Annotated in this window: 19 protein-coding genes; 16 read left to right on the top strand and 3 right to left on the bottom strand. The window is 45.7% G+C overall.

The genetic code is table 11. The annotated features are described in order from the left end of the window. The first annotated feature begins 3 nt into the window (after positions 1 to 3). The 4 genes from H6A28_RS01260 to H6A28_RS01245 are packed head-to-tail and all read left to right on the top strand — an operon-like array spanning position 4 to position 6,107. Positions 4 to 1,203 (top strand): FRG domain-containing protein, encoded by a 1,200-nt coding sequence (locus H6A28_RS01260; RefSeq protein ID WP_204478610.1) that lies wholly within the window; start codon positions 4 to 6, stop codon positions 1,201 to 1,203. Between the two features lie 60 nt (positions 1,204 to 1,263). Next, a complete protein-coding gene (locus H6A28_RS01255; protein ID WP_204478609.1) occupies positions 1,264 to 2,319 on the top strand; it encodes an AAA family ATPase in 1,056 nt (351 codons plus the stop codon). After that, entirely contained in the window at positions 2,316 to 2,966 is a 651-nt protein-coding gene (locus H6A28_RS01250; protein ID WP_204478608.1) for a DUF4276 family protein, read from the top strand. The genes H6A28_RS01255 and H6A28_RS01250 overlap by 4 nt, the downstream gene beginning before the upstream one ends. Positions 2,967 to 2,978: 12 nt before the next feature. Continuing rightward, positions 2,979 to 6,107, top strand: coding sequence for a type I restriction endonuclease subunit R (locus H6A28_RS01245; RefSeq protein ID WP_204478607.1), 3,129 nt, complete (start codon positions 2,979 to 2,981; stop codon positions 6,105 to 6,107). A 24-nt stretch (positions 6,108 to 6,131) separates the two neighbouring features. Here the strand turns inward: H6A28_RS01245 and dinB are convergent, their stop codons facing one another. After that, a complete protein-coding gene (gene dinB, locus H6A28_RS01240; protein WP_204478606.1) occupies positions 6,132 to 7,232 on the bottom strand; it encodes a DNA polymerase IV in 1,101 nt (366 codons plus the stop codon). Between the two features lie 128 nt (positions 7,233 to 7,360). Here dinB and H6A28_RS01235 point away from each other — a divergent pair, with 128 nt between their 5' ends. The 10 genes from H6A28_RS01235 to glmM all read left to right on the top strand — a co-directional run bounded on the left by H6A28_RS01235 (position 7,361) and on the right by glmM (position 18,779). Continuing rightward, on the top strand, positions 7,361 to 7,924 hold the full coding sequence (locus H6A28_RS01235) for an L-threonylcarbamoyladenylate synthase (RefSeq protein WP_148329364.1): 564 nt from the start codon (positions 7,361 to 7,363) through the stop codon (positions 7,922 to 7,924). A gap of 12 nt (positions 7,925 to 7,936) precedes the next feature. Beyond that, positions 7,937 to 9,736: a chloride channel protein gene (locus tag H6A28_RS01230; protein WP_204474746.1), complete on the top strand. Its 1,800-nt coding sequence runs from the start codon at positions 7,937 to 7,939 to the stop codon at positions 9,734 to 9,736. A 15-nt stretch (positions 9,737 to 9,751) separates the two neighbouring features. Next, positions 9,752 to 10,723 (top strand): methionyl-tRNA formyltransferase, encoded by a 972-nt coding sequence (gene fmt, locus H6A28_RS01225; protein WP_204474747.1) that lies wholly within the window; start codon positions 9,752 to 9,754, stop codon positions 10,721 to 10,723. A gap of 177 nt (positions 10,724 to 10,900) precedes the next feature. Then, positions 10,901 to 11,443: an RNA polymerase sigma factor gene (locus tag H6A28_RS01220; protein WP_204474749.1), complete on the top strand. Its 543-nt coding sequence runs from the start codon at positions 10,901 to 10,903 to the stop codon at positions 11,441 to 11,443. Between the two features lie 2 nt (positions 11,444 to 11,445). Further along, positions 11,446 to 12,786, top strand: coding sequence for an outer membrane beta-barrel protein (locus H6A28_RS01215; RefSeq protein WP_204478605.1), 1,341 nt, complete (start codon positions 11,446 to 11,448; stop codon positions 12,784 to 12,786). Between the two features lie 71 nt (positions 12,787 to 12,857). Then, entirely contained in the window at positions 12,858 to 13,514 is a 657-nt protein-coding gene (rpe, locus tag H6A28_RS01210; protein ID WP_204474753.1) for a ribulose-phosphate 3-epimerase, read from the top strand. A gap of 57 nt (positions 13,515 to 13,571) precedes the next feature. Continuing rightward, positions 13,572 to 15,491, top strand: coding sequence for a ComEC/Rec2 family competence protein (locus tag H6A28_RS01205; RefSeq protein WP_204478604.1), 1,920 nt, complete (start codon positions 13,572 to 13,574; stop codon positions 15,489 to 15,491). 62 nt (positions 15,492 to 15,553) lie between these two features. Next, positions 15,554 to 16,591, top strand: coding sequence for a DHH family phosphoesterase (locus tag H6A28_RS01200; protein ID WP_204478603.1), 1,038 nt, complete (start codon positions 15,554 to 15,556; stop codon positions 16,589 to 16,591). A gap of 105 nt (positions 16,592 to 16,696) precedes the next feature. Further along, positions 16,697 to 17,365, top strand: a complete 669-nt coding sequence (locus tag H6A28_RS01195; RefSeq protein WP_204478602.1) for a DUF4827 domain-containing protein — start codon at positions 16,697 to 16,699, stop codon at positions 17,363 to 17,365. 25 nt (positions 17,366 to 17,390) lie between these two features. Continuing rightward, a complete protein-coding gene (gene glmM / locus H6A28_RS01190) occupies positions 17,391 to 18,779 on the top strand; it encodes a phosphoglucosamine mutase (RefSeq protein WP_204474760.1) in 1,389 nt (462 codons plus the stop codon). Positions 18,780 to 18,901: 122 nt separating this feature from the next. On the opposite strand, the gene H6A28_RS01185 is transcribed toward glmM, so the two are convergent. Continuing rightward, entirely contained in the window at positions 18,902 to 19,060 is a 159-nt protein-coding gene (locus H6A28_RS01185) for a hypothetical protein (RefSeq protein ID WP_204478601.1), read from the bottom strand. 77 nt (positions 19,061 to 19,137) lie between these two features. Then, positions 19,138 to 20,271, bottom strand: a complete 1,134-nt coding sequence (hemW, locus tag H6A28_RS01180) for a radical SAM family heme chaperone HemW (protein ID WP_204478600.1) — start codon at positions 20,269 to 20,271, stop codon at positions 19,138 to 19,140. 217 nt (positions 20,272 to 20,488) lie between these two features. Between hemW and H6A28_RS01175 the strand changes: the two genes are divergently transcribed. Together H6A28_RS01175 and H6A28_RS01170 are read left to right on the top strand one after the other, a co-directional pair. Further along, a complete protein-coding gene (locus H6A28_RS01175) occupies positions 20,489 to 22,648 on the top strand; it encodes an elongation factor G (protein WP_204474766.1) in 2,160 nt (719 codons plus the stop codon). A 266-nt stretch (positions 22,649 to 22,914) separates the two neighbouring features. Continuing rightward, positions 22,915 to 24,465, top strand: coding sequence for a sensor histidine kinase (locus H6A28_RS01170; protein WP_204478599.1), 1,551 nt, complete (start codon positions 22,915 to 22,917; stop codon positions 24,463 to 24,465). Positions 24,466 to 24,468 lie beyond the last annotated feature (3 nt).

Here is a 24,468-nt window from a genome sequence, read left to right as displayed (position 1 = left end):
AATATGAAAACTGATGATGATAATATATTGAACGGTGATAGTATTTCCATATCTTCTCTGTCAGAATACACAGACGCTATCACTTCAATCAGAAATAATATTATCGAAGATGGCAAATCTGAAACGTTGTTTTTTCGTGGGCAAAGTAATAAATCATGGGATATAAGGCCAAGTATTTTTAGAGATTCCTTAATCTCTGTAGAACATAAGATTATACAAACTGCAATTGCTCGAGTTCCACAAGAGTTTCGGGAATGTTCATCTGCTTTCGAAGAACTGACCAAATTGCAACATTATGGTCTGCCTACACGATTGTTGGATATTACAATGAATCCTTTAGTCGCTTTATATTTCGCATGTTTACCCACCGCAAAAGTTAAAGATAAAGAAGGGAATGAGGTCTATCCTGATGGTATTGTCTATATTTGTACAGGATATGAGGAACATGAAAAATCATATAAAGCTAAAATATTATCTGAGATTACTAAAATAGGCTTTGATGGAGATTTTACTCTAAAGGATTTAAAAACAAGTCTTGGACTAAATAAAGATATTGATCCAGAGTCTTTTATAAAATTGATACAAGATGCAATTTTTGTAATGCCAAGTTATAGTAACTCTAGATTAATACGGCAAAGTGGAGCTTTCCTTATTTCTGGTGCAATTAATGTCATAGTAGATGAACATAATTTGTGGAACAGCAAGGTTGCTAAAAGTGTGAAGAATTTGAATCAAGAGATTGATAAAAAACATATAATCATACCTCAGGACTCAAAAGAAAAACTTTTGGATGAATTGGATTTTTTTAATATTAACGAAAGTACACTGTTTCCTGAATTGGAACATCAAATGTCTCATATCAAAAAAGTTGGGGCAAAATGGGTGAAGACAGAAAATCCTTCATTTATAAAATATGAATCAGACACGAGGGTTTCACATTCTATTACAGAGAATGCAACTAAAAAGATAAAAGAAGAAGACGTAGTTAAAATCTTTAATAAATTGGGAATTCCTAAATTATATAGGCCCGCTTTACTTAAAGTCATCTTCGAAATTCAGCAATATCCAGATTGGAATCAGAAAATAAATACTTATAATGAATTAATAAAGGGGTTGAAACATATTCTAAAAGACTTCGATAAAAATAGATCAAGAACTCTTGCAATGCAAATGGCTGACAGATTGATTTCAATAAGCAAATAACTATGTCATTCATAGAAAATTACTATCTTTGCGATAGTCGCTCCCTAATAATATCAAATTATGGACAAAATAGAAATAAAAGGATATAAGTCTTTCCGGAATCTGACACTTGACTTGCTTCCCATCAATATATTGATAGGTTCAAACGGATCAGGAAAAAGTAACTTCCTGTCCTTCTTCGAGTTTCTGAATCGACTATATGAACAAAAGCTCACGGAATATGTGGCACTGGGAGGAGGCATAGACAAATACTTCTTTCAGGGCAGCAAGGTTACGGATACGATTTGCGCCACAATTTATTTCAAAGATAATTTCTATTCATTTGAACTGAAAGAAGGAGACAATAGATTTGTTTTCTCTAAAGAAAAGCTGGGGTATCACAATTCGTCTTTTGATATAGCCAGTTTTGGGAATGAAGCCAATATCAAGTCGTATAACGGACTGTCAAGAGGTGAATACATCAAGAAATACCTGTCTGAGATAAAGAAGTATCATTTCCATGACACGGGCAAAAGCTCCCCGTTCACCAAAGAAAGTCACATTGTGAACGATGTGTATTACCTGTATGAGAAGGGGGAAAATCTGGCGGCTTTTCTGTATGGTATCCGAGAGAATTCTCCTATTACCTACAAACGGATTGTACGTGTCATTCAGAGCATTGCTCCTTATTTCAGCGATTTCTATTTCAACGTAAGTGCAGCCGATACGGTTCGCCTGCAGTGGACAGATAAATTCAGCTCGACCATTTATGGACCGACGGACCTCTCCGACGGGACAGTGCGATTCATTGCATTGACAACGCTGTTCTTGCAACCCGTTCCACCAAAGGTCATTATCATTGACGAGCCTGAACTGGGATTGCACCCCCTGGCTATTCAGAAACTAGCCGGCCTGATAAAATCGGTTGCAGGCAGAGGGACACAAGTCATTATAGCGACTCAAAGCGCGGATTTGATTACTAATTTTGATGCCGAAAATGTGATTACCGTCAATCAGGTTGAAGGTGTGTCAGTGATGGAAAGGCTGAAGCCTGAAAGTCTGGAATCCTGGCTGGAGGACTATACACTGGGCGACTTGTGGAAACAAAATATCCTGAAAGGAGGGCAGCCGAAATGAAAAGACTGATTATCATCTGTGAAGGAGCTACGGAACAGGCGTTCTGTAATGACGTGCTTCGCGATTATTTCTTGACAAAGGATATTTTGATTGAAGCTCCTACCATCAAACATTCGAACGGTGGTATTGTGGCATGGGATACTCTCAAGAAACAGATTATCAAACACCTGAATGAAGGGAATTGTACCGTTTCCTTGCTGGTGGATTATTACCGCATCCGTGACTCTTATCATTTCCCGGGATGGATGGAAAGCAAGGGAATAACTAGCCTGTATGACCGGATGCATTTTCTGTTTGGACAGATGGCATTGGATATGGATGAAAAACAACGACAAAAGTTTATCCCTTATATTCAACTGCATGAATTTGAGGGATTGCTGTTCAGTGACATTTCCGTATTTCCCAGAAACTTTACAAAAGAGCAACTTGATTTTCCGCAGTTGGAACGTGCGGTAAATGATTTCAAGACTCCGGAAGAAATCAACAACAGTCCTGCTACGGCACCTTCGGAACGACTGAAAAAAGCCATCAACGGATATGATAAAGTGACGGATGGAGCTTTTCTGGCTTTGGAAATAGGACTGGAGACTATCAGAAAGAAATGTATTCTGTTCAACGAATGGATTGAACGGTTGGAAACTTGTTAAAACGGATGCGTCATGTCATTCACGGAAGATAATTACGAAAAAGCGTTGATAGCCCTTTTCGAACAGATGGGTTACCAGCATTTGTATGGACCGGATATTGAACGAGATTACTATGTACCATTTTATGAAGAGCAGTTGTTGACAAGTCTCGGCAATCTGAACAGAGGGAAGCCGCGGGCTGCCATACAAGAAGCGATAGTCAAACTGAAGGATATAGACACCGGAAGTCTGACCCAGAAAAACGAACTGTTCATGGACTATTTGCAACACGGTATCGAGGTGTCGTACTTCGATGGAAAGGAGCAGCGCAACGACTTGGTGTATCTGATAGACTATGCCCATACAGAACGAAATGATTTTCAGATTGTCAATCAGTGGACATTTGTGGAACATTCGGAAAAACGGGCTGACCTTATTGTGTTTGTCAACGGACTGCCTTTGGTAGTGATGGAACTGAAATCACCTTCGAGGGAGGAAACGGATGCCTCGGAGGCTTATCGGCAACTACGTAACTACATGCAGGAGATTCCTTCGCTGTTCGTTTACAATGTGTTTTGTGTGATGAGTGACATGGCCTGCTCGAAAGCTGGAACCATTACCAGCAAGGAAGACCGTTACATGGAATGGAAAACTAAGGACGGAGATTATGAAAGTACGGATTTTGCGGACTATGATACATTTTTTGAAGGGATTTTCCAACGTGAACGGCTGCTGGACATTATCCGGAATTTTGTCTGCTTTTCAAAAGATGAAGCAGGGGCAGCTAAAATACTGGCGGCCTATCATCAGTATTTTGCCGTGAAGAAAGCCATCGAAAGAACCAAAATTGCGGTGCAGAATGACGGTAAGATTGGAGTTTTCTGGCATACCCAAGGTAGTGGAAAATCCTTGTCGATGGTGTTTTATGCTCATCTGTTGCAAAACGAATTGTCGCAACCCACTATCGTGGTGATTACTGACCGTAATGACCTTGACGACCAGCTTTATACGCAGTTTGCCAAATGCAAAGATTTTTTGCGTCAGGAACCTGTACAGGCCAAGAGTCGTGAAGACTTGAAATCGCTGCTGGCAGGGCGTGAAGCCAACGGTATCATCTTCACCACCATGCAGAAGTTTGAAGAGTCGCCCGAACCGCTTTCTCTCCGAAAAAATATTGTGGTGATGACCGATGAGGCTCATCGTGGACAATATGGTTTTGAAGAAAAGATCCGGATGACGAGAAACAAGAAAGGGGAAGAAGTGGCCAAACGGGTTATAGGTACCGCCCGGATTATTCACGATTGTTTGCCCAATGCCTCGTACATCGGCTTTACAGGTACACCTATTTCTACAAAAGACAGGGATACGGTAGAGGTGTTCGGCAACTATATTGATGTGTACGACATGACACAGGCGGTGGCCGATGGAGCTACATGTCCTGTCTATTACGAATCGCGTGTGATTAATCTGAATTTGGACGAAGCGACCCTGAAAGCCATTGATGATGAATACGAACTGTTGGCCGACGAAGGGGCTACGGAGGAACAGATAGAGAAGAGTAAAAAGGAGATGTCGCATCTGGAAGAAATTTTAGGTGCGCCTGCTACCATTGATTCTTTGTGCCGTGATATACTGAAGCATTACGAAGGAAACCGGCAATATGAGCTGACGGGCAAAGCCATGATTGTGGCCTATTCGCGCACGATAGCCATGCGCATTTATAACAAACTGTTGGAACTGCGTCCCGATTGGGGTGAAAAAGTGAAGGTGGTGATGACGGCCAGCAACAAAGATCCTGAAGAATGGCATGCCATCATAGGCAACAAACAATACAAAAAAGAACTGGCCAAGCGCTTCAAGGATGATGAGGACCCGATGAAGATTGCCATCGTGGTGGATATGTGGCTGACAGGATTTGATGTGCCGTCGCTGGCTACCATGTATGTGTACAAGCCCATGAGTGGGCACAACTTGATGCAGGCTATTGCACGTGTGAACCGGGTATTCAACGGTAAGGCAGGTGGTTTGGTTGTGGATTATATCGGCATAGCCAAGGCTTTAAAGGAAGCTATGCATGATTATACCCGGCGTGACCGTAAAAACTTTGGTAATCCTGACATTAAAGAAACGGCTTTGCTCAAGTTTAAGGAGAAGTTGGAAATATGTCAGGATTTGTTTCATGGCTACGATTACAGCCGCTTCCGTACTGCATCAGATGCAGAGTGTGCCCAAATCATAAAAGGGGGTGTAAACTTTATCCTATCGGCTGAAAAGCAGGAGCAGCAACAGTTATTCTTGAAAGAAGCGATGTTGTTGCACAACTCTATTACGTTGTGCCGTAGTTTGCTGGATGAACCGCAACGCTATGAAGCTGCATTTTTTGAAACCGTCCGTACTTTGCTTTCACGGATGACAGGAAAAGGAAAAGTCTCCAAACGTGAAATCAATGCGCGAATTGGTGAGTTGCTCAAGCAAAGTGTCAAGAGTGATGGCGTAATCAATCTTTTCTCGGACGTCAAAGCGGAATTTTCATTGTTCGATGCTACATTCTTGGAGGAGGTTTCCAGAATGAAAGAAAAGAATATTGCAGTCGAATTATTGAAAAGGCTCTTGGCCGAACGGGTTTCCTTGTATCAAAAGACAAATATCGTGCAAGCAGAAAAATTCTCTGACCTGCTGAATCGTTCTTTATCGAACTACCTGAAAGGACTGCTGACCAACGAGGAAGTGATACAAGAGCTTTTGACACTGGCAAAGGAAATTTCCTCATCCGAATCGGCTGGGAATGATTTGGGACTTACGAAGGAGGAGAAATCTTTTTACGATGCCTTGACCAAACCACAGGCTGTGCAGGATGTCTATACCAACGAGCAACTGGTGGCCATGACCAAAGAATTGACGGAAATTCTTCGCAAAAACCGTACAATAGACTGGCAAAAGAAAGAGTCGGCCCGTGCGGGTATGCGTAAAATGGTGAAACGGCTGTTGAAGAAATACCACTATCCTCCTGAAGAAGCCGCTAATGCACTTGAAACGGTGATACGCCAATGCGAGCAGTGGACGGATAATGAACCCACTGTAAATGAACCGAAAGTGTATTACTTTGGTGGAGTTGATCATTCAATGGCAGCGGAAGAAGACGTGGAATATCATAAAAAGTAGTATCTTTTTAAAGTTACGATTTGTTCACTCTTCTTTGAACTCCAGTTCCAACTGGATGGGCCCTGAAACTGTAGCAGAAGCGGTGTCCTTTTCTTCCGGAGGATTGGATACCGACAAGCCCAGCAGGCGGATGGCATGCTGGCTGTGGTCTACTCCCTTCAGCAGCCGTTTGGCCAAAGGGAGAATTTCTTCCAGGCGTTGCAGAGGCTGCTTGACACTGATGCTGCGGGTAATCTGGGAAAAGTCGTCGAATTTCACCTTCAGGGTGAGGGTATTTCCCTTGAAGTCCTTGGCTTTCAGCCGCTCGATGAGTTCACGTGCCACGTGATACAGTTCGATGATGAGGGCCATCTCGGCCGAAATGTCTTTTTCCAGCGTGTGTTCGCAGCCGATGGACTTACGGATGCGGACGGCTTCCACGGGCCGCTCGTCAATGCCGCGGGCGAAATTGAAATAGATGAGGCCGTTTTTCCCGAACTGCCGTTGCAACATTTCCAGGGAACATTGACGGAGGGTATCCCCGTTGTAGATGCCCAGCGTGTGCATCTTCTTGGCCGTGATGGGGCCTACCCCCCAGAATGCCTCGATGGGCAGATGCCGGATAAACTCTTCAGCCTGGTCGGGATGGATGGTGCAGAGGCCGTCGGGCTTCCGGTAGTCGGACGCAATTTTAGCTAAAAATTTATTGTAGGATACCCCGGCTGAAGCTACCAAATGAAGTTCCTGGCGGATGCGCTGCTTGATTTCTTTGGCGATATCTACAGCCAGGGGAATTCCTTTCTTGTTGTTCGTGACATCCAGAAAAGCTTCATCCAGCGAGATAGGTTCAATGAGGTCGGTATATTCGTGGAAAATCTCGTGTATCTGTGCCGATACGCTTTTGTACACCTCCATTCGGCCCTCTACGAAAATCAGTTGCGGGCACAGTTTCTTCGCTTTCTGGGACGACATGGCAGAACGTACCCCGAATTTGCGGGCCTCATAGCTGGCGGCTGCCACTACGCCCCGTTTTTCCGCATGCCCCACCGCAATGGGCTTTCCTTTCAGTTCCGGATGGTCGCGCTGTTCGACCGACGCATAGAAGGCGTCCATGTCTATGTGGATGATTTTCCGTTCGGTATTCATGGAAGGGCTGATAGCTTTTCTGCAAAAAAACAAAACATTCTTGGGATATCCTAAAAATCATTTGTATTTTTGCTGTTTGTAAAATCGCTTTTAGAGACTTTTAGACCACAAAAACGAAAGATATTATGATGAAAGATGAAATTAAGAAAGCCTGCGAGGTGATGCAGAAGGGAGGGGTGATTCTCTACCCGACGGATACCGTGTGGGGGATAGGATGCGATGCCACGAACGAGGAGGCGGTGAAGCGTGTGTTTGAAATCAAGCAGCGTGCCGACAGCAAAGCCATGCTGGTGTTGGTGGACAGTCCGGTAAAAGTGGATTTTTATGTACAGGATGTGCCTTCGGTGGCCTGGGACTTGATTGAAATGACGACCAAACCGCTGACCATCATTTACGATGGGGCACGCAACTTGGCTCCCAATCTGATTGCGGCCGATGGAAGTGTGGGCATCCGCGTCACTTCGGAAGAGTTTTCCAAACAGCTGTGTTTCCGTTTCCGCAAAGCCATCGTCTCTACTTCGGCCAATATTAGCGGTCAGCCGGCTCCCGCAGTGTTTAGTGAAATCAGCGAAGAAATCAAGCAGGCGGTAGATTATGTAGTAGATTATCGCCGGGAAGAAACCGGACATCCGAAACCGTCCAGCATCATCAAGCTGGGCAAAGGGGGCGTGGTGAAGATTATTAGAGAATAAACAGTTCCTTTCATGAAAGTGGTAGATGAAAAAAACGGACTGCTGCAAGGATTTCTTCATTGGAGGGAGAAACACATAAAAGATAAGCAGTTCGTCTTGATTTTAAGTTTCCTGGTAGGAATCTTTACGGCCTTGGCCGCTTTTTTGCTGAAATTTCTGGTGGAATACATCAAGGAGTTCCTGACAGAGAACTTCGATTCCACGGGGGTAAACTGGTTATACCTTGTATATCCGGTAGTGGGTATCTTTCTGACCGGACTGTTCATCCGTAAAGTGGTACGCGATGACATCAGCCACGGTGTGACTAAAATCTTGTATGCCATTTCGCGCAAGCAGAGCCGTATCAAGCGGCACAATGTGTGGTCGTCTATTTTTGCATCGGCTATCACCATCGGTTGTGGTGGATCTGTAGGAGCCGAGGCGCCGATTGTGCTGACGGGTTCCGCCATCGGCTCGAATTTGGGTAGCATTTTCCGTATGGACCACAAGACCCTGATGCTGTTAGTGGGGTGTGGAGCTGCCGGAGCCGTTTCGGGCATTTTCAAGGCCCCGATTGCGGGAGTCGTGTTTACGTTGGAGGTACTGATGATTGATCTGACCATGGCTTCGCTGCTGCCGTTGCTGATTACGAGTGTGACAGCTGCTTCCGTGTCGTACCTGCTGACGGGTACGGAGGCCATGTTCCAGTTTCATCTGGACTATCCGTTCTCGCTGGAACGTATTCCTTACGCCATTGCACTGGGTATTTTCTGCGGACTGGTTGCCTGGTATTTCACCCGCTCCATGAACTGGATTGAGAACATTTTCCGCCGTTACAGCAATCCATACGTGAAGTTTGTCATCGGTGGAGCGATGCTGAGTATCTTGATTTTCCTGTTCCCACCGCTTTACGGTGAAGGATACGATACCATTTCATTGTTGCTCAACGGTACTTCTTCGGCCGACTGGGATACGGTGATGAACAACTCTCTGTTCTACGGCAATTCGCATTTGCTGGTGCTTTACCTGATTTTGATTATCCTGTTTAAGGTATTTGCTTCCAGTGCCACCAACGGAGGTGGCGGTTGTGGTGGTATTTTCGCACCGAGTTTGTTTTTGGGATGTATCGCCGGCTTTGTCTTTTCCTACGTCTGCAATGAATCCGGTTTGGGCGGTACGTATATTCCGGAAAAGAACTTCGCCCTGATGGGAATGGCCGGACTGATGTCGGGTGTCATGCATGCACCGCTCACCGGCATCTTCCTGATTGCCGAACTGACCGGAGGTTACGATTTGTTCTTGCCATTGATGATTGTGTCTGTCTGCTCTTATTTGACCATCATTGTATTTGAGCCGCATAGTATTTACTCCATGCGTCTGGCCAAGAGCGGTGAGCTGATTACCCATCATAAGGACAAGGCGGTCTTGACCATGATGAGCATGGAAAGTGTGATTGAAACCGATTTCCAGGTGGTGCGTCCGGACATGGACTTGGCCGAGATGGTGAAAGCCATTTCAAAATCTGCTCGTAACCTGTTCCCGGTGGTAGACGTGCACAACGAACTGCTCGGAGTGGTGGTTCTGAACGACATCCGTAACATCATCTTCCGTCAGGAACTGTATCATAAATACCATGTGGAGAATTTTATGGTGGCTCCGAAGGCACGTATCATAACCACGGACTCCATGGAAGAAGTGATGGACAAGTTTGACAAGACCGGATCCTGGAACCTTCCGGTGGTAGATGAAGACGACAAGTACATCGGCTTTGTATCCAAGTCACGCATCCTGTCGACCTACCGTCAGGTGATGGTGGACTTTTCAGCAGAATAAACAACAACAAGAAATATGGAAAAGAAAGACTTACGAATCGTATATATGGGTACTCCTGAATTTGCCGTGGAAAGTTTGAAGCGACTGGTGGAAGGAGGCTATCAGGTGGTGGGGGTCATTACGATGCCCGACAAACCGATGGGACGGCATGGCAGCGTGCTGCAGGCGAGTCCGGTGAAACAATATGCCGTATCGCAGGGACTGAAGGTGCTCCAGCCGGAAAAGCTGAAAAACGAAGAGTTTCTGGAAGAGTTGAGAGCTTTGAAAGCTGACTTGCAGATTGTGGTGGCTTTCCGTATGTTGCCGGAAGTGGTATGGAACATGCCTCGTTTGGGAACTTTCAATCTGCATGCCTCTTTGTTGCCGCAGTATCGTGGGGCTGCTCCTATCAACTGGGCGGTCATCAACGGAGAGACTGAAACCGGAATTACGACCTTTTTCCTGAAACATGAAATCGATACCGGAGAAATCATCGACCAGGTACGTATCCCGATTGCCGATACCGACAATGTGGAGGTGGTGTACGACAAGCTGATGAAACTGGGCGGTGACCTGGTAGTGAAAACCGTGGATGCCATTTTGGAAGGCAAGGTCAAGACCACACCGCAAGAGCAACTGGCCAAGGCAGAAGAATTGCGTCCGGCTCCGAAGATCTTCAAGGAGACCTGCCGTATTGATTGGACTGCCGGCGTGAAGAAAGTGTACGACTTTGTGCGCGGACTTTCTCCGTATCCTGCCGCATGGACGGAATTGCATCAGGGCGAGGCCGCTCCGGTGTCGTTAAAGATATTTGAGACCGAAAAACTTTTCACGCCGCATACCCTGAAACCGGGCACGGTGGTGACGGACAAAAAAACCTATTTCCACATCGCTTCTACCGATGGCTTCCTGCGGGTGTTGTCGTTGCAGCTGGCCGGAAAGAAACGGATGGACGTGGCCGATTTCCTGCGCGGGTATCGCCATGTGGAAGATTCTTTTGTAGAATAGAGAAAATCGCAAGAAAATAATAGAAGGTGGCAGTTAGACACATCCTGCCACCTTTTTTGTTTTATACGTTGTATCTTTTCTTTTCGTTAAAAAACGATTTCATAAGGAATTTATTCGGAAAAGGTGCAGTATTTTTGTGTGTTCATCATTTATTAACCAAAGCACGATAAGCTGGATATGACGGAAGAAGAATTGGCATCGAAATGCAAGCAGGCCGACAATCAGGCTCGCAAGGAGTTGTATGAGCGGTATGGAGGCTCCCTGATGGCCATTTGTCTCCGTTATATGGGTAACCGGGACGCGGCGGAGGATGTGTTGCATGATGGATTTATTCGGATTTTTCAATCCATCGGCCAGTTCACTTATCAGGGTAACGGGTCATTGAAGGCGTGGCTGTCGCGTGTGATGGTGAACGAAGCATTGGGTGCTTTGCGGAAACAGAACCAGCTGGCCCAGCAGGAAGTACTGATGGAACAGTTGCCCGATACGGAAGAGGCGGAGGAAGGCATGGACGACATCCCTCGGTCGGTATTGATGAAAATGATTGCGGAGCTTCCCGACGGGTATCGTACGGTATTCAACTTATACGTGTTTGAAGAGAAAAGCCACAAGGAGATTGCACAGATGTTGGGCATTACCGAACATACATCTTCTTCGCAGTTTTATCGTGCAAAGACTTTGCTGGCGAAAAAAATAAATGAATATAGAAAGAGTTTATAGGCATGAAGAACGAAAAAGAGTGGACTGAGCATTTACGTAACCGGATGGAGGGATATACCGAACCTCTTCCCGAAGGCCTGTGGGATACGCTGGCCGAGGAACTGGAGGTGCGGCAGACTCCCAAGGTGATTCCGATATGGAGACGTTGGCAAGTAGCAGCTGCCGCCGCAGTGGTGGTGCTGTTCGTATCCTCTTTGACCTATTGGTTCTGGTCCTCGCCGAAGGCTGATTTCCAGCAGCAGGAGCTGGCGGTAGAAGTGGAAAAGACACCTCTACCGGAAACTGAACCGGTGAGGGTCGAGGAGCAGATAGCGGATGCGCTCGGGCTGGAAAGCAGCGGGGAGCAACCTTCCGTACAACCGGTCTCCATTCATACTGTGCCAGCTGCCTCCCTACGAAGAAGTGTGGGAGAAGAAGTGGAACGGATGCCGGAAGCAGTCGATCTCTTATCGGTGGAGGCAGTGCCTGCGGTGGATAATGGACAGCCGGCTGAGGCGATAGAAGAGGAACCTGAACAAAGTCGGACAACGGTACAGACCGCTCAAAGCCGTAATCAACAATTGCGGCAACAACGGGTGGCCGACCAAAAACGCATGAAACAGAATGCCGTGGCTGCAAAGAAAAAGGCAACCCAGTCATCTGGCTTTTCTATCGGTGTGGGAGCGGGAAATACGCCCTACAGCGCATTGAATACTTTTGACGGAATGGGTAGCTTTGTGTCACGCTCTGCTTATCGCACCATTTCTGCTTCGCCTATCTCTCCGTCAGAAAACAGTGGACTGGCTTACAGTCAGGTGCTGCTGGAAAATGCGATTCAGTCTCCTCAGACCAGTGTGAAACATCACATGCCGGTGACGGTCGGTTTCTCGGTGGCCTGGCATTTTCATGAGGACTGGGCATTGGAGACCGGACTGAATTATACGCTGCTTTCTTCTGACATTCATTCAGGCGCTAAGTCGTATGTAGAAGAAACTCAGAAATTGCATTACATCGGGATTCCGGTAAGACTGCATCGTTCCATTTGGAAAAATAACTGGCTTTCAATCTATGCTTCGGCAGGAGGAGCTGTGGAAAAATGTGTATCAGGAAAATTGGAAAGGGTGACAGTGACCAATGGAGGAAGCCACGTGACTGAAAATGTTTCGTTGGATGATAAACCGCTGCAATGGTCGGTGGCTGCGGCGGCGGGTGCTCAGGTGAACTTTACTTCCCGGTTGGGGCTTTATCTGGAACCGGGAGTGGCCTATTATTTTGATGACCATAGTGGGGTGGAGACCATCAGAAAAGAGCATCCGTTTAATTTCAACCTGCAGCTGGGACTACGTGTGAATCTGACTAAATAAGGTTTTCTTCTTGATTTATTAAAAGATATGACTACCTTTGTAAAGATAAGTGGGATTAGTAAAATAAATCAATGAAAGATATGAAAGTAGCTCCTTCTTTGCTGTCTGCAAATTTTGCGGATTTGAAGAGTGACCTGGAAAAAATCAACCAAAGTGAGGCCGATTGGCTGCATTTGGATATTATGGACGGTGTGTTTGTGCCCAATATTTCATTTGGCTTTCCGGTCTTGAAATATGTGGCAGAGCTTAGCCAGAAGCCTTTGGATGTGCATCTGATGATTGTGCAGCCGGAAAAGTTCATTCCGGAAGTGAAGGCTTTGGGAGCCATGATGATGAATGTGCATTATGAGGCGTGTCCGCATTTGCATCGGGTGATACAGCAAATCAAGGAAGCAGGAATGAAGGCAGGGGTGACCTTGAATCCGGCTACTCCGGTTGCTATGCTGGAAGACATCATCATGGATGTAGACATGGTGTTGCTGATGAGCGTAAATCCCGGATTCGGCGGGCAGAAATTCATACCGAATACCTTCAAGAAAATCGCACAGCTGCGTGAAATGATTACCCGTTGTCAGGCATCGGCTCTGATTGAGGTGGACGGAGGAGTCAATGTACAGAATGCACCTTTGTTGAAAAAGGCGGGTGCCGACGTGCTGGTAGCAGGAAGTTCTGTTTTTCGGGCACCGGATATGGGGGAGGCCATTCATCAGTTGAAAAATGCAGAATAAAGATTGAAAACTTCATCTTCTTGGATCGTATACCCTTTGTTCCGGTTGACCTTATGTATGGCAACCGGAATTTTTGTATTCGACAGTTTTTTGCCGGAGGGCATCGTGTGGCCTTTCTGGACAGGCTTGGGAGTGGGGTGCCTTTTGTTGTGGGCAGCGTTGCTCCCTGGATTTTCCTGGCGATGGCGTTGGCTTTTCGGGGGAATAGTCGGACTGGCTTTTTTCTTATTGGGAGGCCTTTTGGTGATGCACCAGCGGGATAGTGTGGAGTATGCATGGGAGGAGGAAGCGCAGGTTTACCAAGGAATCGTGGAGACGGTACCCGAAGTGAGGGGAAAAACCTTACGGGCGGAAGTGTATGTGGAAGGAAGGTACCTCGGTGAAAAACAATGGCAGCGGGTGGATCGCCGTATCCTGTTGTCGTGGTTGCCAGATTCTTTGATGGAACCGTTAGCATGTGGCGATACGCTTTGTTTTTATGCGAAGATTGCTCGTCCTCTCTCGGAAAAAGAACTGACGGGATTTGATTATGGGGAGTATCTGATGCGGAAAGGCATCAGTGGAACGGGATTGGCGTATGCCGGTAACTGGAGGTGTACGGGCCGTCCCCATACATTGACGTGGATGCAGCAGGCCCGGGTCTGCCAGCAGAAGATCGTGGAAATCTACCGGAGCTGGCACTTGGAGGAAGACGTGCAAGCTGTGGTTTCAGCCCTGACCATTGGAGACAAAAGCGAGTTGAGTGCGGATTTGAAGCAGGTGTATAGTGTGGCTGGAGCCAGTCATGTGCTGGCCTTGTCCGGGCTGCACGTGGGCATCCTTTCGGGATTCCTTTTGTTGGTATTGTATCCGCTGACGTACTGGAGGTACGGACGGCAGGTACGGATGTTGCTGGTGGTGGTTTTGTTGTGGGGATTCGCTTTCATTTCAGGACTGAGTTCCTCAGTAATGCGGGCTGTGGTGATGTTCAGCCTGTATGCTTTGGCTTCTTTTTGTACCGAAGAACGTTTTTCGGGTTTTCATTCGCTGATGCTGGCCGCGTTCTTGATGTTGTGCTACAACCCGTTCTTTTTGTTCGACCTCAGTTTCCAGTTGTCGTTTGCAGCCGTATTTTCTATCTTAGCATTTTATCCGCTGTGTACACACTTATTACAGATACAGAACCGGCTGCTCCGTTATGGGTGGAATCTGCTTTGCCTGTCAGTGTCGGCGCAGTTAGGCACTTTGCCTTTTGTTCTTTGTTATTTTGGCACTTTCCCGACGTATTTTCTGCTGGCCAATCTGATTGTTTCTCCGTTGGCCATGTGTATCCTGGTACTGGCATTGGGGGCTTTGGCTCTTTCCTGGGTGCCTTGGGTGGGAAGCGGTGCGGTGACATTGCTGGACCTGGCTACACAGTTGCTTAATGCAGCGATGAGAGGGGTACAGAGCTTGTCGGGTTCTCAGATTACGTCGGTGTATTTGTCTGCGGGACAAGCCTTTTTACTGGTTGGAATTTTGGTTTGCCTGTATGGGTTGTGGCAGGCCGGCCGTGACCGTAGGGCCTGGCATTGGATTTCATTGGGGGTAATCTGCAATCTGTTTGCTGTATGGGGCTGGCTGGACAGTGTACATCCGGACTCTACCCATTTGTATTTTTCCCGTGCGGAGGTATATACCCGTCGGGGATATACAGTGGCTGTGCATCGGTCTGATTCCGGGCTGATGCACATCGGCTCCTTGCATATCGGAGTCTTGAAAGACGGGCGTTGGAGTGCATGTGAAGCTTCGCGGCGTCTGCCGTTGGATTATGTGTATGTCTGCAAAGGATTCAAAGGTCGGCCGTCGCACCTCCGTAAATTGTTTGCTATCCGTCGGGTTGTTCTGGACGCTTCCCTGAGTGAAGGTTACCGGGAAATGTGGATAAAAGAATGTCAATTACTTAAAATATCTTATACTGACCTTTCTGCGCGAGGTTCTTATTCCATAGTGCTGTAGTTTCTGAAAATAAATTTGTACTTTTGCTGCTTCAAAAATAGTATAAGCTTAAGAAAAAGAATATGTTGTCAAAAGTGATTCTTCAGGCGAACATCGACAAGGTGGAAACCTATTTTGACCGGGCTGATAAAATCGTGATTGTCACGCATGTATCTCCCGACGGTGATGCATTGGGCTCTTCATTGGGTCTGTATCATTTCCTGTCAGTACATGAGAAAACAGTCAACGTGATTGTTCCGAATGCCTTTCCTGATTTTTTGCGTTGGATGCCAGGAGCAAAAGATATTATCCGTTATGACAAATATATGGAGTTTGCCAATAAATTGATTGCGGAAGCCGATGTAATCTGTTGCTTGGATTTCAATGCTTTGTCGCGAATTGACCAAATGGCGGATGCAGTACGGGAAGCACCGGCCCGGAAGGTGATGATTGACCATCACTTGAATCCGGAACCTTTCTGCCGGATTACCATTTCCCATCCGGAAATCTCTTCGACATCCGAACTGATTTTCCGCCTGATTTGTCGCTTGGGATGTTTTGACGACATAACGATGGAGGGAGCCGAATGTATCTATACTGGAATGATGACGGATACAGGAGGTTTTACCTACAATTCCAATAACCGGGAGATTTACTTCATCATTGGTGAGTTGCTTTCAAAAGGAATCGACAAAGACGAAATCTACCGGAAGGTATTCAATACTTACTCTGAAGGTCGTCTGCGCTTGATGGGTTATGTGCTATATGAGAAGATGCAGGTCTATCCGCAATTCCGTTCGGCACTGATTTGCCTTTCGAAAAACGAACAGAGCAAATTCCAATATGTGAAGGGGGATACGGAAGGCTTTGTCAATATGCCGCTTCAGATGAAAGGTATCTGCTTCTCTGTATTCTTACGGGAAGATACGGATAAAAACATGATAAAAGTATCACTGCGTTCGGTAGGGGCATTCCCCTGTAACAAAGTGGCTGCCGAATTCTTTAACGGTGGCGGACATTTGAACGCCTCGGGAGGAGAGTTTTACGGTAGCATGGAAGATGCCATAGGCTTGTTCAAGCAAGCATTGGTGAAATATGAAAGCTTGTTGTTGAAAAATTAGTGTAAATAACTTATACTTGACAATATTATACATATTTGGGTAAAAGGGAAAGGGTGTTTTGAAGACATTTTACTACATTTGCCTTTGTAAATTGATACAGATGATATGAAAAAGAACTATTTGCTCTTGGCTGTAATGGGCCTGATCATGTTTGCTTTGCAGAGCTGTAATAACGGAAAGACTTACGCTGAGATGAAGGAAGAAGAGGCTGATGCCATTAACAAGTATATTTTGGAAAATGACATCAAGGTCATTTCGGAAGCTGAATTTGCGGCTCAGGACTCTACCACAAAAGAAAATGAATATGTGTTGCTGGATGAAAGCGGAGTCTATATGCATGTGGACAACCGGGGGCCAGGAAAAGAAGTGCTGGGAAACGGTACGTACGACATGGTGGTTCGTTTTGTCGAAGTGGCGCTTCAGACAAGATCTGATTTGGGCATGACAGAAGGAGATACACTGCTGGCCAATATGCACGTGGCCAATCCTTCTTATACCATTAATGGAGAAGACTTTAAGCTGACCATCAGCGGTGAATCTTATTCCGCTTCTTTTACCCGCAGTGATTCTTACAGCATGTATGGTACGTATGGCACGGTAGCAATTCCTTCAGGATGGCTGATTCCGTTGCGTTACCTGAAGCCGGGCCGGACAAATAATTCTGACAAGATTGCCCGTGTGAAACTGATTGTGCCCCATAGTGAAGGTACTTCTTCGGCCACTCAGTCGGTGTATCCTTGTTTTTATGAGCTAACCTATAACATGACAAGATAACCTAAATAATTAAAACCTTTTATTTATGACATTAATTAAATCTATTTCCGGCATTCGTGGTACAATAGGCGGCCATGCCGGTGAAGGATTGAATCCGTTGGACATTGTGAAATTCACTTCCGCCTATGCTACATTGATTCGGAAAACTACGACCATCAAGAGCAATAAAATTGTAGTAGGTCGTGATGCACGTATTTCCGGAGAAATGGTGAAAAACGTGGTTTGTGGTACATTGATGGGGATGGGATTCGATGTAGTCAACATCGGACTGGCTTCTACTCCGACTACAGAACTGGCGGTGACTATGGAAGGTGCCTGCGGTGGTATCATCCTGACTGCCAGCCATAATCCAAGACAGTGGAATGCCCTGAAGCTGTTGAATGAACATGGAGAGTTCCTGAATGCGGCAGAAGGAAACGAAGTGCTGCGTATTGCGGCTGCCGAAGAATTTGAATTTGCCGATGTAGACCATCTCGGTAAATACCGTGAAGACAATACATACAACCAGAAACACATCGACAGTGTGCTGGCTTTGAAGTTGGTGGATGTGGAGGCTATCCGTAAGGCTAACTTCCGCGTGGCTATCGACTGTGTAAACTCAGTGGGAGGTATCATTCTTCCTCAGTTACTGGCACAGCTGGGCGTACAGCACGTAGAAAAGTTGTACTGCGAACCGACAGGTGATTTCCAGCACAATCCGGAACCGTTGGAAAAGAACTTGGGCGACATCATGGGATTGATGAAGAAAGGAACGTGTGACGTAGCCTTCGTAGTAGACCCGGATGTAGACCGTTTGGCTATTATCTGTGAGAATGGAGCCATGTACGGAGAAGAATATACCTTGGTTACTGTAGCCGACTATGTGTTGAAACATACACCGGGCAATACGGTATCTAACTTGAGTTCAACCCGTGCGCTGCGTGACGTAACCCGTAAGTATGGCATGGAATACAATGCCTCTGCAGTGGGCGAAGTCAATGTGGTAGCCAAGATGAAAGCCACTCATGCCGTGATTGGTGGAGAAGGAAACGGTGGCGTGATTTATCCGGAATCTCATTACGGACGGGATGCCCTGGTAGGTATCGCTTTGTTCCTGAGCCATCTGGCTCATGAAGGAAAGAAGGTGAGCGAACTGCGTGCCACTTATCCGAACTATTTCATTGCCAAGAACCGTATTGACCTGACTCCGGAAACCGATGTAGATGCTATTTTAGCGAAGGTGAAAGAGTTGTACAAGAACGAAGAAATCAACGACATCGATGGCGTGAAGATTGATTTCCCTGACAAGTGGGTACACCTCCGTAAGAGCAATACAGAACCGATTATCCGAGTATATTCAGAAGCTTCTACGATGGAAGCTGCCGAAGAACTGGGCAAACAGATTATGGACATCGTGTACAGCCTGGCCAAATAAAGGGACTTTATACGTTTATTAAGCAATAAGAGGAATCCCGGAACGAGGTGGAAGTGGTACTTCCGTCTTCTTCCGGGATTTTTTTGGTAAGTTTGAATGAATAAGAAGTTGTCTTGTGTGATTTATTCCTTTTTCAACGTGATTTGAGGGGTAGAATGGGTTGGTTGGGAGTGTGATTTTTCATCGTTTTCCGTCAGGCGGGAATCGGACTTGTTTTCCTGAGGAAAGTCCGGAAGGAACAACGCATAAAAGAAAGGCAGAATTACTTTTTGAGTTTCCATGACATTTGTTTTTAGGGGTTTCACTATGAAAACGCAAGCATATAGAAAAATCCCTATGCGGAGACTGTTAAAATAATCTAATCATCTACCCAGAGCAGGTCGCTCATAATGCCATCGGAGATAAATATGCCGCTTTCAGTCAGCTTCAGAATATGGTGGTCCCAGGTGAGTAGGCCTTGCTGCAGATGTGGAGCAGCCATCTGCATGCAGTAGTTGTATAGCGTTTCTCCAAATGTGTTTTTCAATGTATCGGTCGGGATTCCGTAAGCTGTACGCAGGCGGGTGATGATAAAGTCGTTGTAGCGGGTATAGAGGTCGAGCTCTTCTTTTTCCTGGAAGGGAGTTCCTTGTTGTATTCCTTGTATATATTGGGAAAGGGAAGCCACATTCCATTGCCGGGAAATTCCGTCGTAAGAATGGGCCGACGGACCGCATCCTAAGTATTTTTTTCCGGTCCAGTAACTGGAATTGTGACGGGAATAATATCCAGGCCGGCAGAAGTTGGAAATCTCATAATGTTCATATCCGTGGGCTTTCAAGGTATGAATCAGTTCCTTGAACAAGGTTACACTTAAATCTTCGTCCGTTTCTTCCACTTTGTGCGCTTCTTTCAGTTTCCATAAGGGAGTACCTTCTTCATAAATCAGGTGATAGGCAGAAATGTGCTCCGGATACATATCTATGGCCGTTTGCAGGTCTTTCTGCCAGTCTTCCAATGTTTCTCCCGGCAGACCGTACATCAGGTCGATGCTGATGTTCTGAAATCCGGCTTCCCGGCAGCGCTGGTAAGCCTGTTGAGCCTGTACAGCGGTGTGCCGTCTGTGAAGCAGGCGGAGTGTCTCTTCCTTGAAAGTCTGGATACCCATGCTCAGGCGGTTGAACGGAAGGGTGCGGAGCATGGTCACATATTCCGGTGTCAAATCGTCCGGGTTAGCCTCCAGCGTAATTTCGGCCTGGGGATTTACCGGATATACCTTATATATACAGTCGAACAATCGGATGAAATCTTTTTTTTCTAATTGGGACGGGGTACCGCCTCCCAAGTAAATGGTATCTATGGTTTCTCCCCCGAGGTATTCTTTTCGGAGTTCCAGTTCTTTGGAAAGCGCCTGGATATAGGCCTCTTTCTTTTCATTTTCGGTCGTAGAAAAGAAGTCACAGTAGATGCAACGTCGTTTGCAGAAGGGGATGTGAAGATAGATTCCAGCCATGATTGTGTATTGTAAGCGTACGTTTTGTGGGTGTAAAGATACAGATAATTTACGGGAAGGACGAAAAACTTTTGGCGAAGTATGTCTGAAAACACAGTTTAGTAACACGAAACTTTTTATTGCTTTTCTGAATTATAATCTCTAATTTGCACTTCGTTAAAAAATAAGAGATATGAAACGCATATCCTTTTGTTACTAAACTAAATCTTGAAATACCATGAAAGTATATCAGACAAACGAAATTAAGAACATTGCCCTTCTCGGTAATGATGGCTCAGGTAAAACCACTCTCACAGAAGCTTTGCTCTATGAGAGTGGTATTATAAAACGTCGTGGAAGAATTACTGCCAAGAATACGGTGAGTGATTATTTCCCGGTAGAGCAGGAATACGGGTATTCAGTATTCTCTACTGTGTTTCATGTGGAATGGAACGGGAAGAAACTGAATATCATAGACTGTCCGGGAAGTGATGACTTCGTGGGTGCTGCCATTACGGCATTGAATGTGACTGATACTGCCATCCTGTTGCTGAACGGGCAATATGGTCCGGAAGTAGGTACTCAGAACCACTTCCGCTATACCGAGAAATTAGGTAAGCCGGTGATTTTTCTGGTGAACCAGCTGGATAGTGAAAAATGTGATTTTGACCATGTACTCGAACAGTTGAAAGAAAATTATGGCTCTAAGGTTGTCCCGGTTCAGTATCCGCTGAGTACAGGACCTGGCTTCAATTCGTTGATTGATGTACTTTTAATGAAAAAATATTCCTGGGGACCGGATGGTGGAGCTCCTACCATTGAAGATATTCCGGCAGAGGAAATGGAAAAAGCACAGGAATGGCATAAGACTTTGGTGGAAGCTGCTGCCGAACACGATGAAAGTCTGATGGAGAAATTCTTTGAGGCAGAATCACTGACCGAAGATGAAATGCGTGAAGGAATTCGTAAGGGATTGGCTGCCAGAGGAATGTTCCCGGTATTCTGCGTCTGTGCTGGAAAAGACATGGGTGTCCGTCGTTTGATGGAATTCCTGGGTAACGTGGTTCCGTTTGTGGACGAAATGCCTGTGGTACACAATACTCGTGGTGTACCTGTACCTCCTGATCCGAATGGTCCGACCTCTCTTTATTTCTTCAAGACTGCCGTAGAACCCCATATCGGTGACGTGCAGTATTTCAAAGTCATGAGTGGTGTGGTACACGAAGGGGATGACTTGAATAATGCCGACCGTGGCTCGAAGGAACGTATGGCCCAGCTGTATGTCTGCGCAGGTGCGACCCGTGAGAAGGTGGATGAACTGCGTGCAGGAGATATCGGGTGTACGGTGAAACTGAAAGATGTGAAGACTGGAAATACCCTGAACAGTAAGGATTGCGAAAACCGATTCAACTTCATCAAGTATCCGAATCCGAAATATACCAGAGCCATCAAGCCGGTCAATGAGGCCGATACGGAAAAGATGATGGCGGTATTGAACCGCATGCGGGAAGAAGACCCGACTTGGGTAGTGGAACAGTCGAAGGAATTGCGTCAGATTTTGGTACACGGGCAGGGAGAATTCCACTTGCGTACGTTGAAATGGCGTCTGGAAAACAATGAAAAGTTGCAGGTACAGTTCTATGAACCGAAGATTCCTTATCGCGAAACCATCACTAAGGCTGCACGGGCTGACTATCGTCATAAGAAACAGTCGGGTGGTGCCGGACAGTTTGGTGAAGTGCATCTGATTGTAGAACCTTATTATGAAGGTATGCCGGCTCCGGAAACGTATAAGTTCAACGGACAGGAATACAAGATGAATGTGAAGAGTACGGAAGTCATCGACCTTGAATGGGGTGGTAAACTGGTATTTGTCAACAGTGTGGTTGGTGGTGCCATCGATACCCGTTTCATGCCGGCCATTCTGAAAGGTATCATGAGCCGTATGGAGCAGGGTCCGCTGACCGGTTCTTATGCACGCGACGTGCGGGTTATCGTATATGATGGAAAGATGCATCCGGTAGACTCCAATGAAATTTCCTTCATGCTGGCAGGTCGTCACGCCTTTAGTGAAGCCTTCAAAAATGCCGGTCCGAAGATTTTGGAACCGATTTATGATGTGGAAGTATTTGTGCCCAGTGACAAGCTCGGTGACGTGATGAGTGATATGCAAGGACGCCGTGGTATGATTATGGGTATGACCAGTGAAAAAGGTTATGAAAAGCTGAGTGCCAAAGTTCCTTTGAAGGAAATGTCGAACTATTCTACGGCATTGAGTTCACTGACGGGTGGCCGGGCTTCCTTCATCATGAAGTTCGCCAGCTATGAACTGGTTCCGACGGATGTACAGACTAAGTTGATGAAAGAATTTGAAGAACAGGAAAAAGACGAAGCATAATTGCTAGTTGTGATTTTTGTAGATAAAAATGCCGTGTTTCTTAAAAACACGGCATTTTTTTGTTTAACTTAGCTTAAACAAACTGGCTTGTTTATTTGTTATTAATCTAATGTTTTATTATTTTTGCAATGTGCGTGTGTGAAAAAGTGAGGATGATGAATGTTTTATAAAGTAAAATCCGGATTTCGGTTAATATACGACAAACCCCTGCTTAAAGCTTGTTAAGTGGCTGGCGCCATATTCAGGAGGTTGTTAAATTTGCCCATATGAAAAAATCTACTATTTGGATATTAGGAGTGGTAATGGGACTGTCTTTTTTAAGCTTGCTTTATTTGCAGGTGAGCTATATTGAAGAGATGGTCAAGATGCGTCGCAGTCAGTTTGAGGAAAATGTGAATCGCAGCCTGGGTAAAGCTGTGCATAACCTGGAACTGGTAGAAACAAAGAAATATCTTGAAAAAGATGTGGCGGCGCAAGAACGGGCAGCCCTCCTGTCAAAGCGGTATCAGGAGGGAAACGATGCGGGAGAAAATGTGGTGGAGCATCACCAGTACACCATTACGGCTCCCGACGGTTCTACTTATTCTACATTTGAGCTGAAAACCATCATGAACCGTCCGGCCAATGTGCCGAAGGTGATGATTTCTACCGGGAGAACGATTCCGCAGACTTCACGTGCCTTGCAGGAAGTATTGAAGGAGCGTTATGTGTATCAGCGTGCGCTGCTGGATGAAGTGGTGTATAATATTCTTTATACGGCGAGTGACAAACCGCTGAAGGAAAGAATAAACTTCAAGCAGCTGGATCATTTCTTGAAAACAGAATTGTTTAATAACGGGATTGACATTCCTTATCATTTTTCGGTGACGGACCGGGATGGAAAAGAAGTCTACCGTTGTTCGGATTATGTGCATGATGACGAGAAAGTTTATTCCCGATTGATTTTTGAGAAAGATCCTCCGGCTAAGATGGGGTTTGTGAATATCTTTTTCCCGACGTTGGATAATTATATTTTCAGTTCGGTGAAATTCATGATTCCTTCCATCATTTTTACGGTGGTGTTGCTGATTACTTTTATTTTCACCATCTATATCATTTTCCGCCAGAAACGTCTGACAGAAATAAAGAATGATTTTATCAACAATATGACTCATGAGTTCAAGACACCGATTTCGACCATTTCATTGGCTGCGCAGATGCTGAATGATCCTGCGGTCGGTAAGTCGCCTGTCATGTTCAAGCATATTTCCGGAGTCATTAATGATGAAACCAAGCGTCTGCGGTTCCAGGTAGAAAAAGTGCTGCAGATGTCCATGTTTGAACGGCAGAGCGTGACGTTGAAGAAGAAAGAGATTGATGCCCATGAACTGATTAACGGAGTAGTCAATACGTTCCGGTTGAAGGTGGAAAAGAACAACGGCACGCTGGATGCGGAATTAAATGCCGAAGACCCTGTGATTTTTGTGGATGAGATGCATTTTACGAATGTAATCTTTAACTTGCTGGATAATGCAGTGAAATACAAGAGTCCGGACCGGGATATCGCTTTGAAAATCCGGACATGGAATGAGTCGGGTAAATTGTGTATATCCATTGAGGATAACGGCATTGGCATTAAGAAAGAAAATTTAAAGAAGATATTTGATAAGTTCTACCGTGTGCATACGGGAAACTTGCATGACGTGAAAGGGTTCGGATTGGGACTGGCCTATGTGAAAAAGATTATTACCGATCACAAAGGTTCTATCCGGGCTGAAAGCGAACTGAATGTAGGAACTAAATTTATAATTACGATACCACTATTTAAAGAAGAATAAGAT

The organism is Bacteroides mediterraneensis (assembly GCF_016900355.1).
In the GTDB taxonomy this organism is placed as follows: Bacteria; Bacteroidota; Bacteroidia; order Bacteroidales; family Bacteroidaceae; genus Phocaeicola.
Note: the sequence above shows the minus strand (reverse complement) of the source record. Positions and strands in the feature narration are given on the sequence as shown.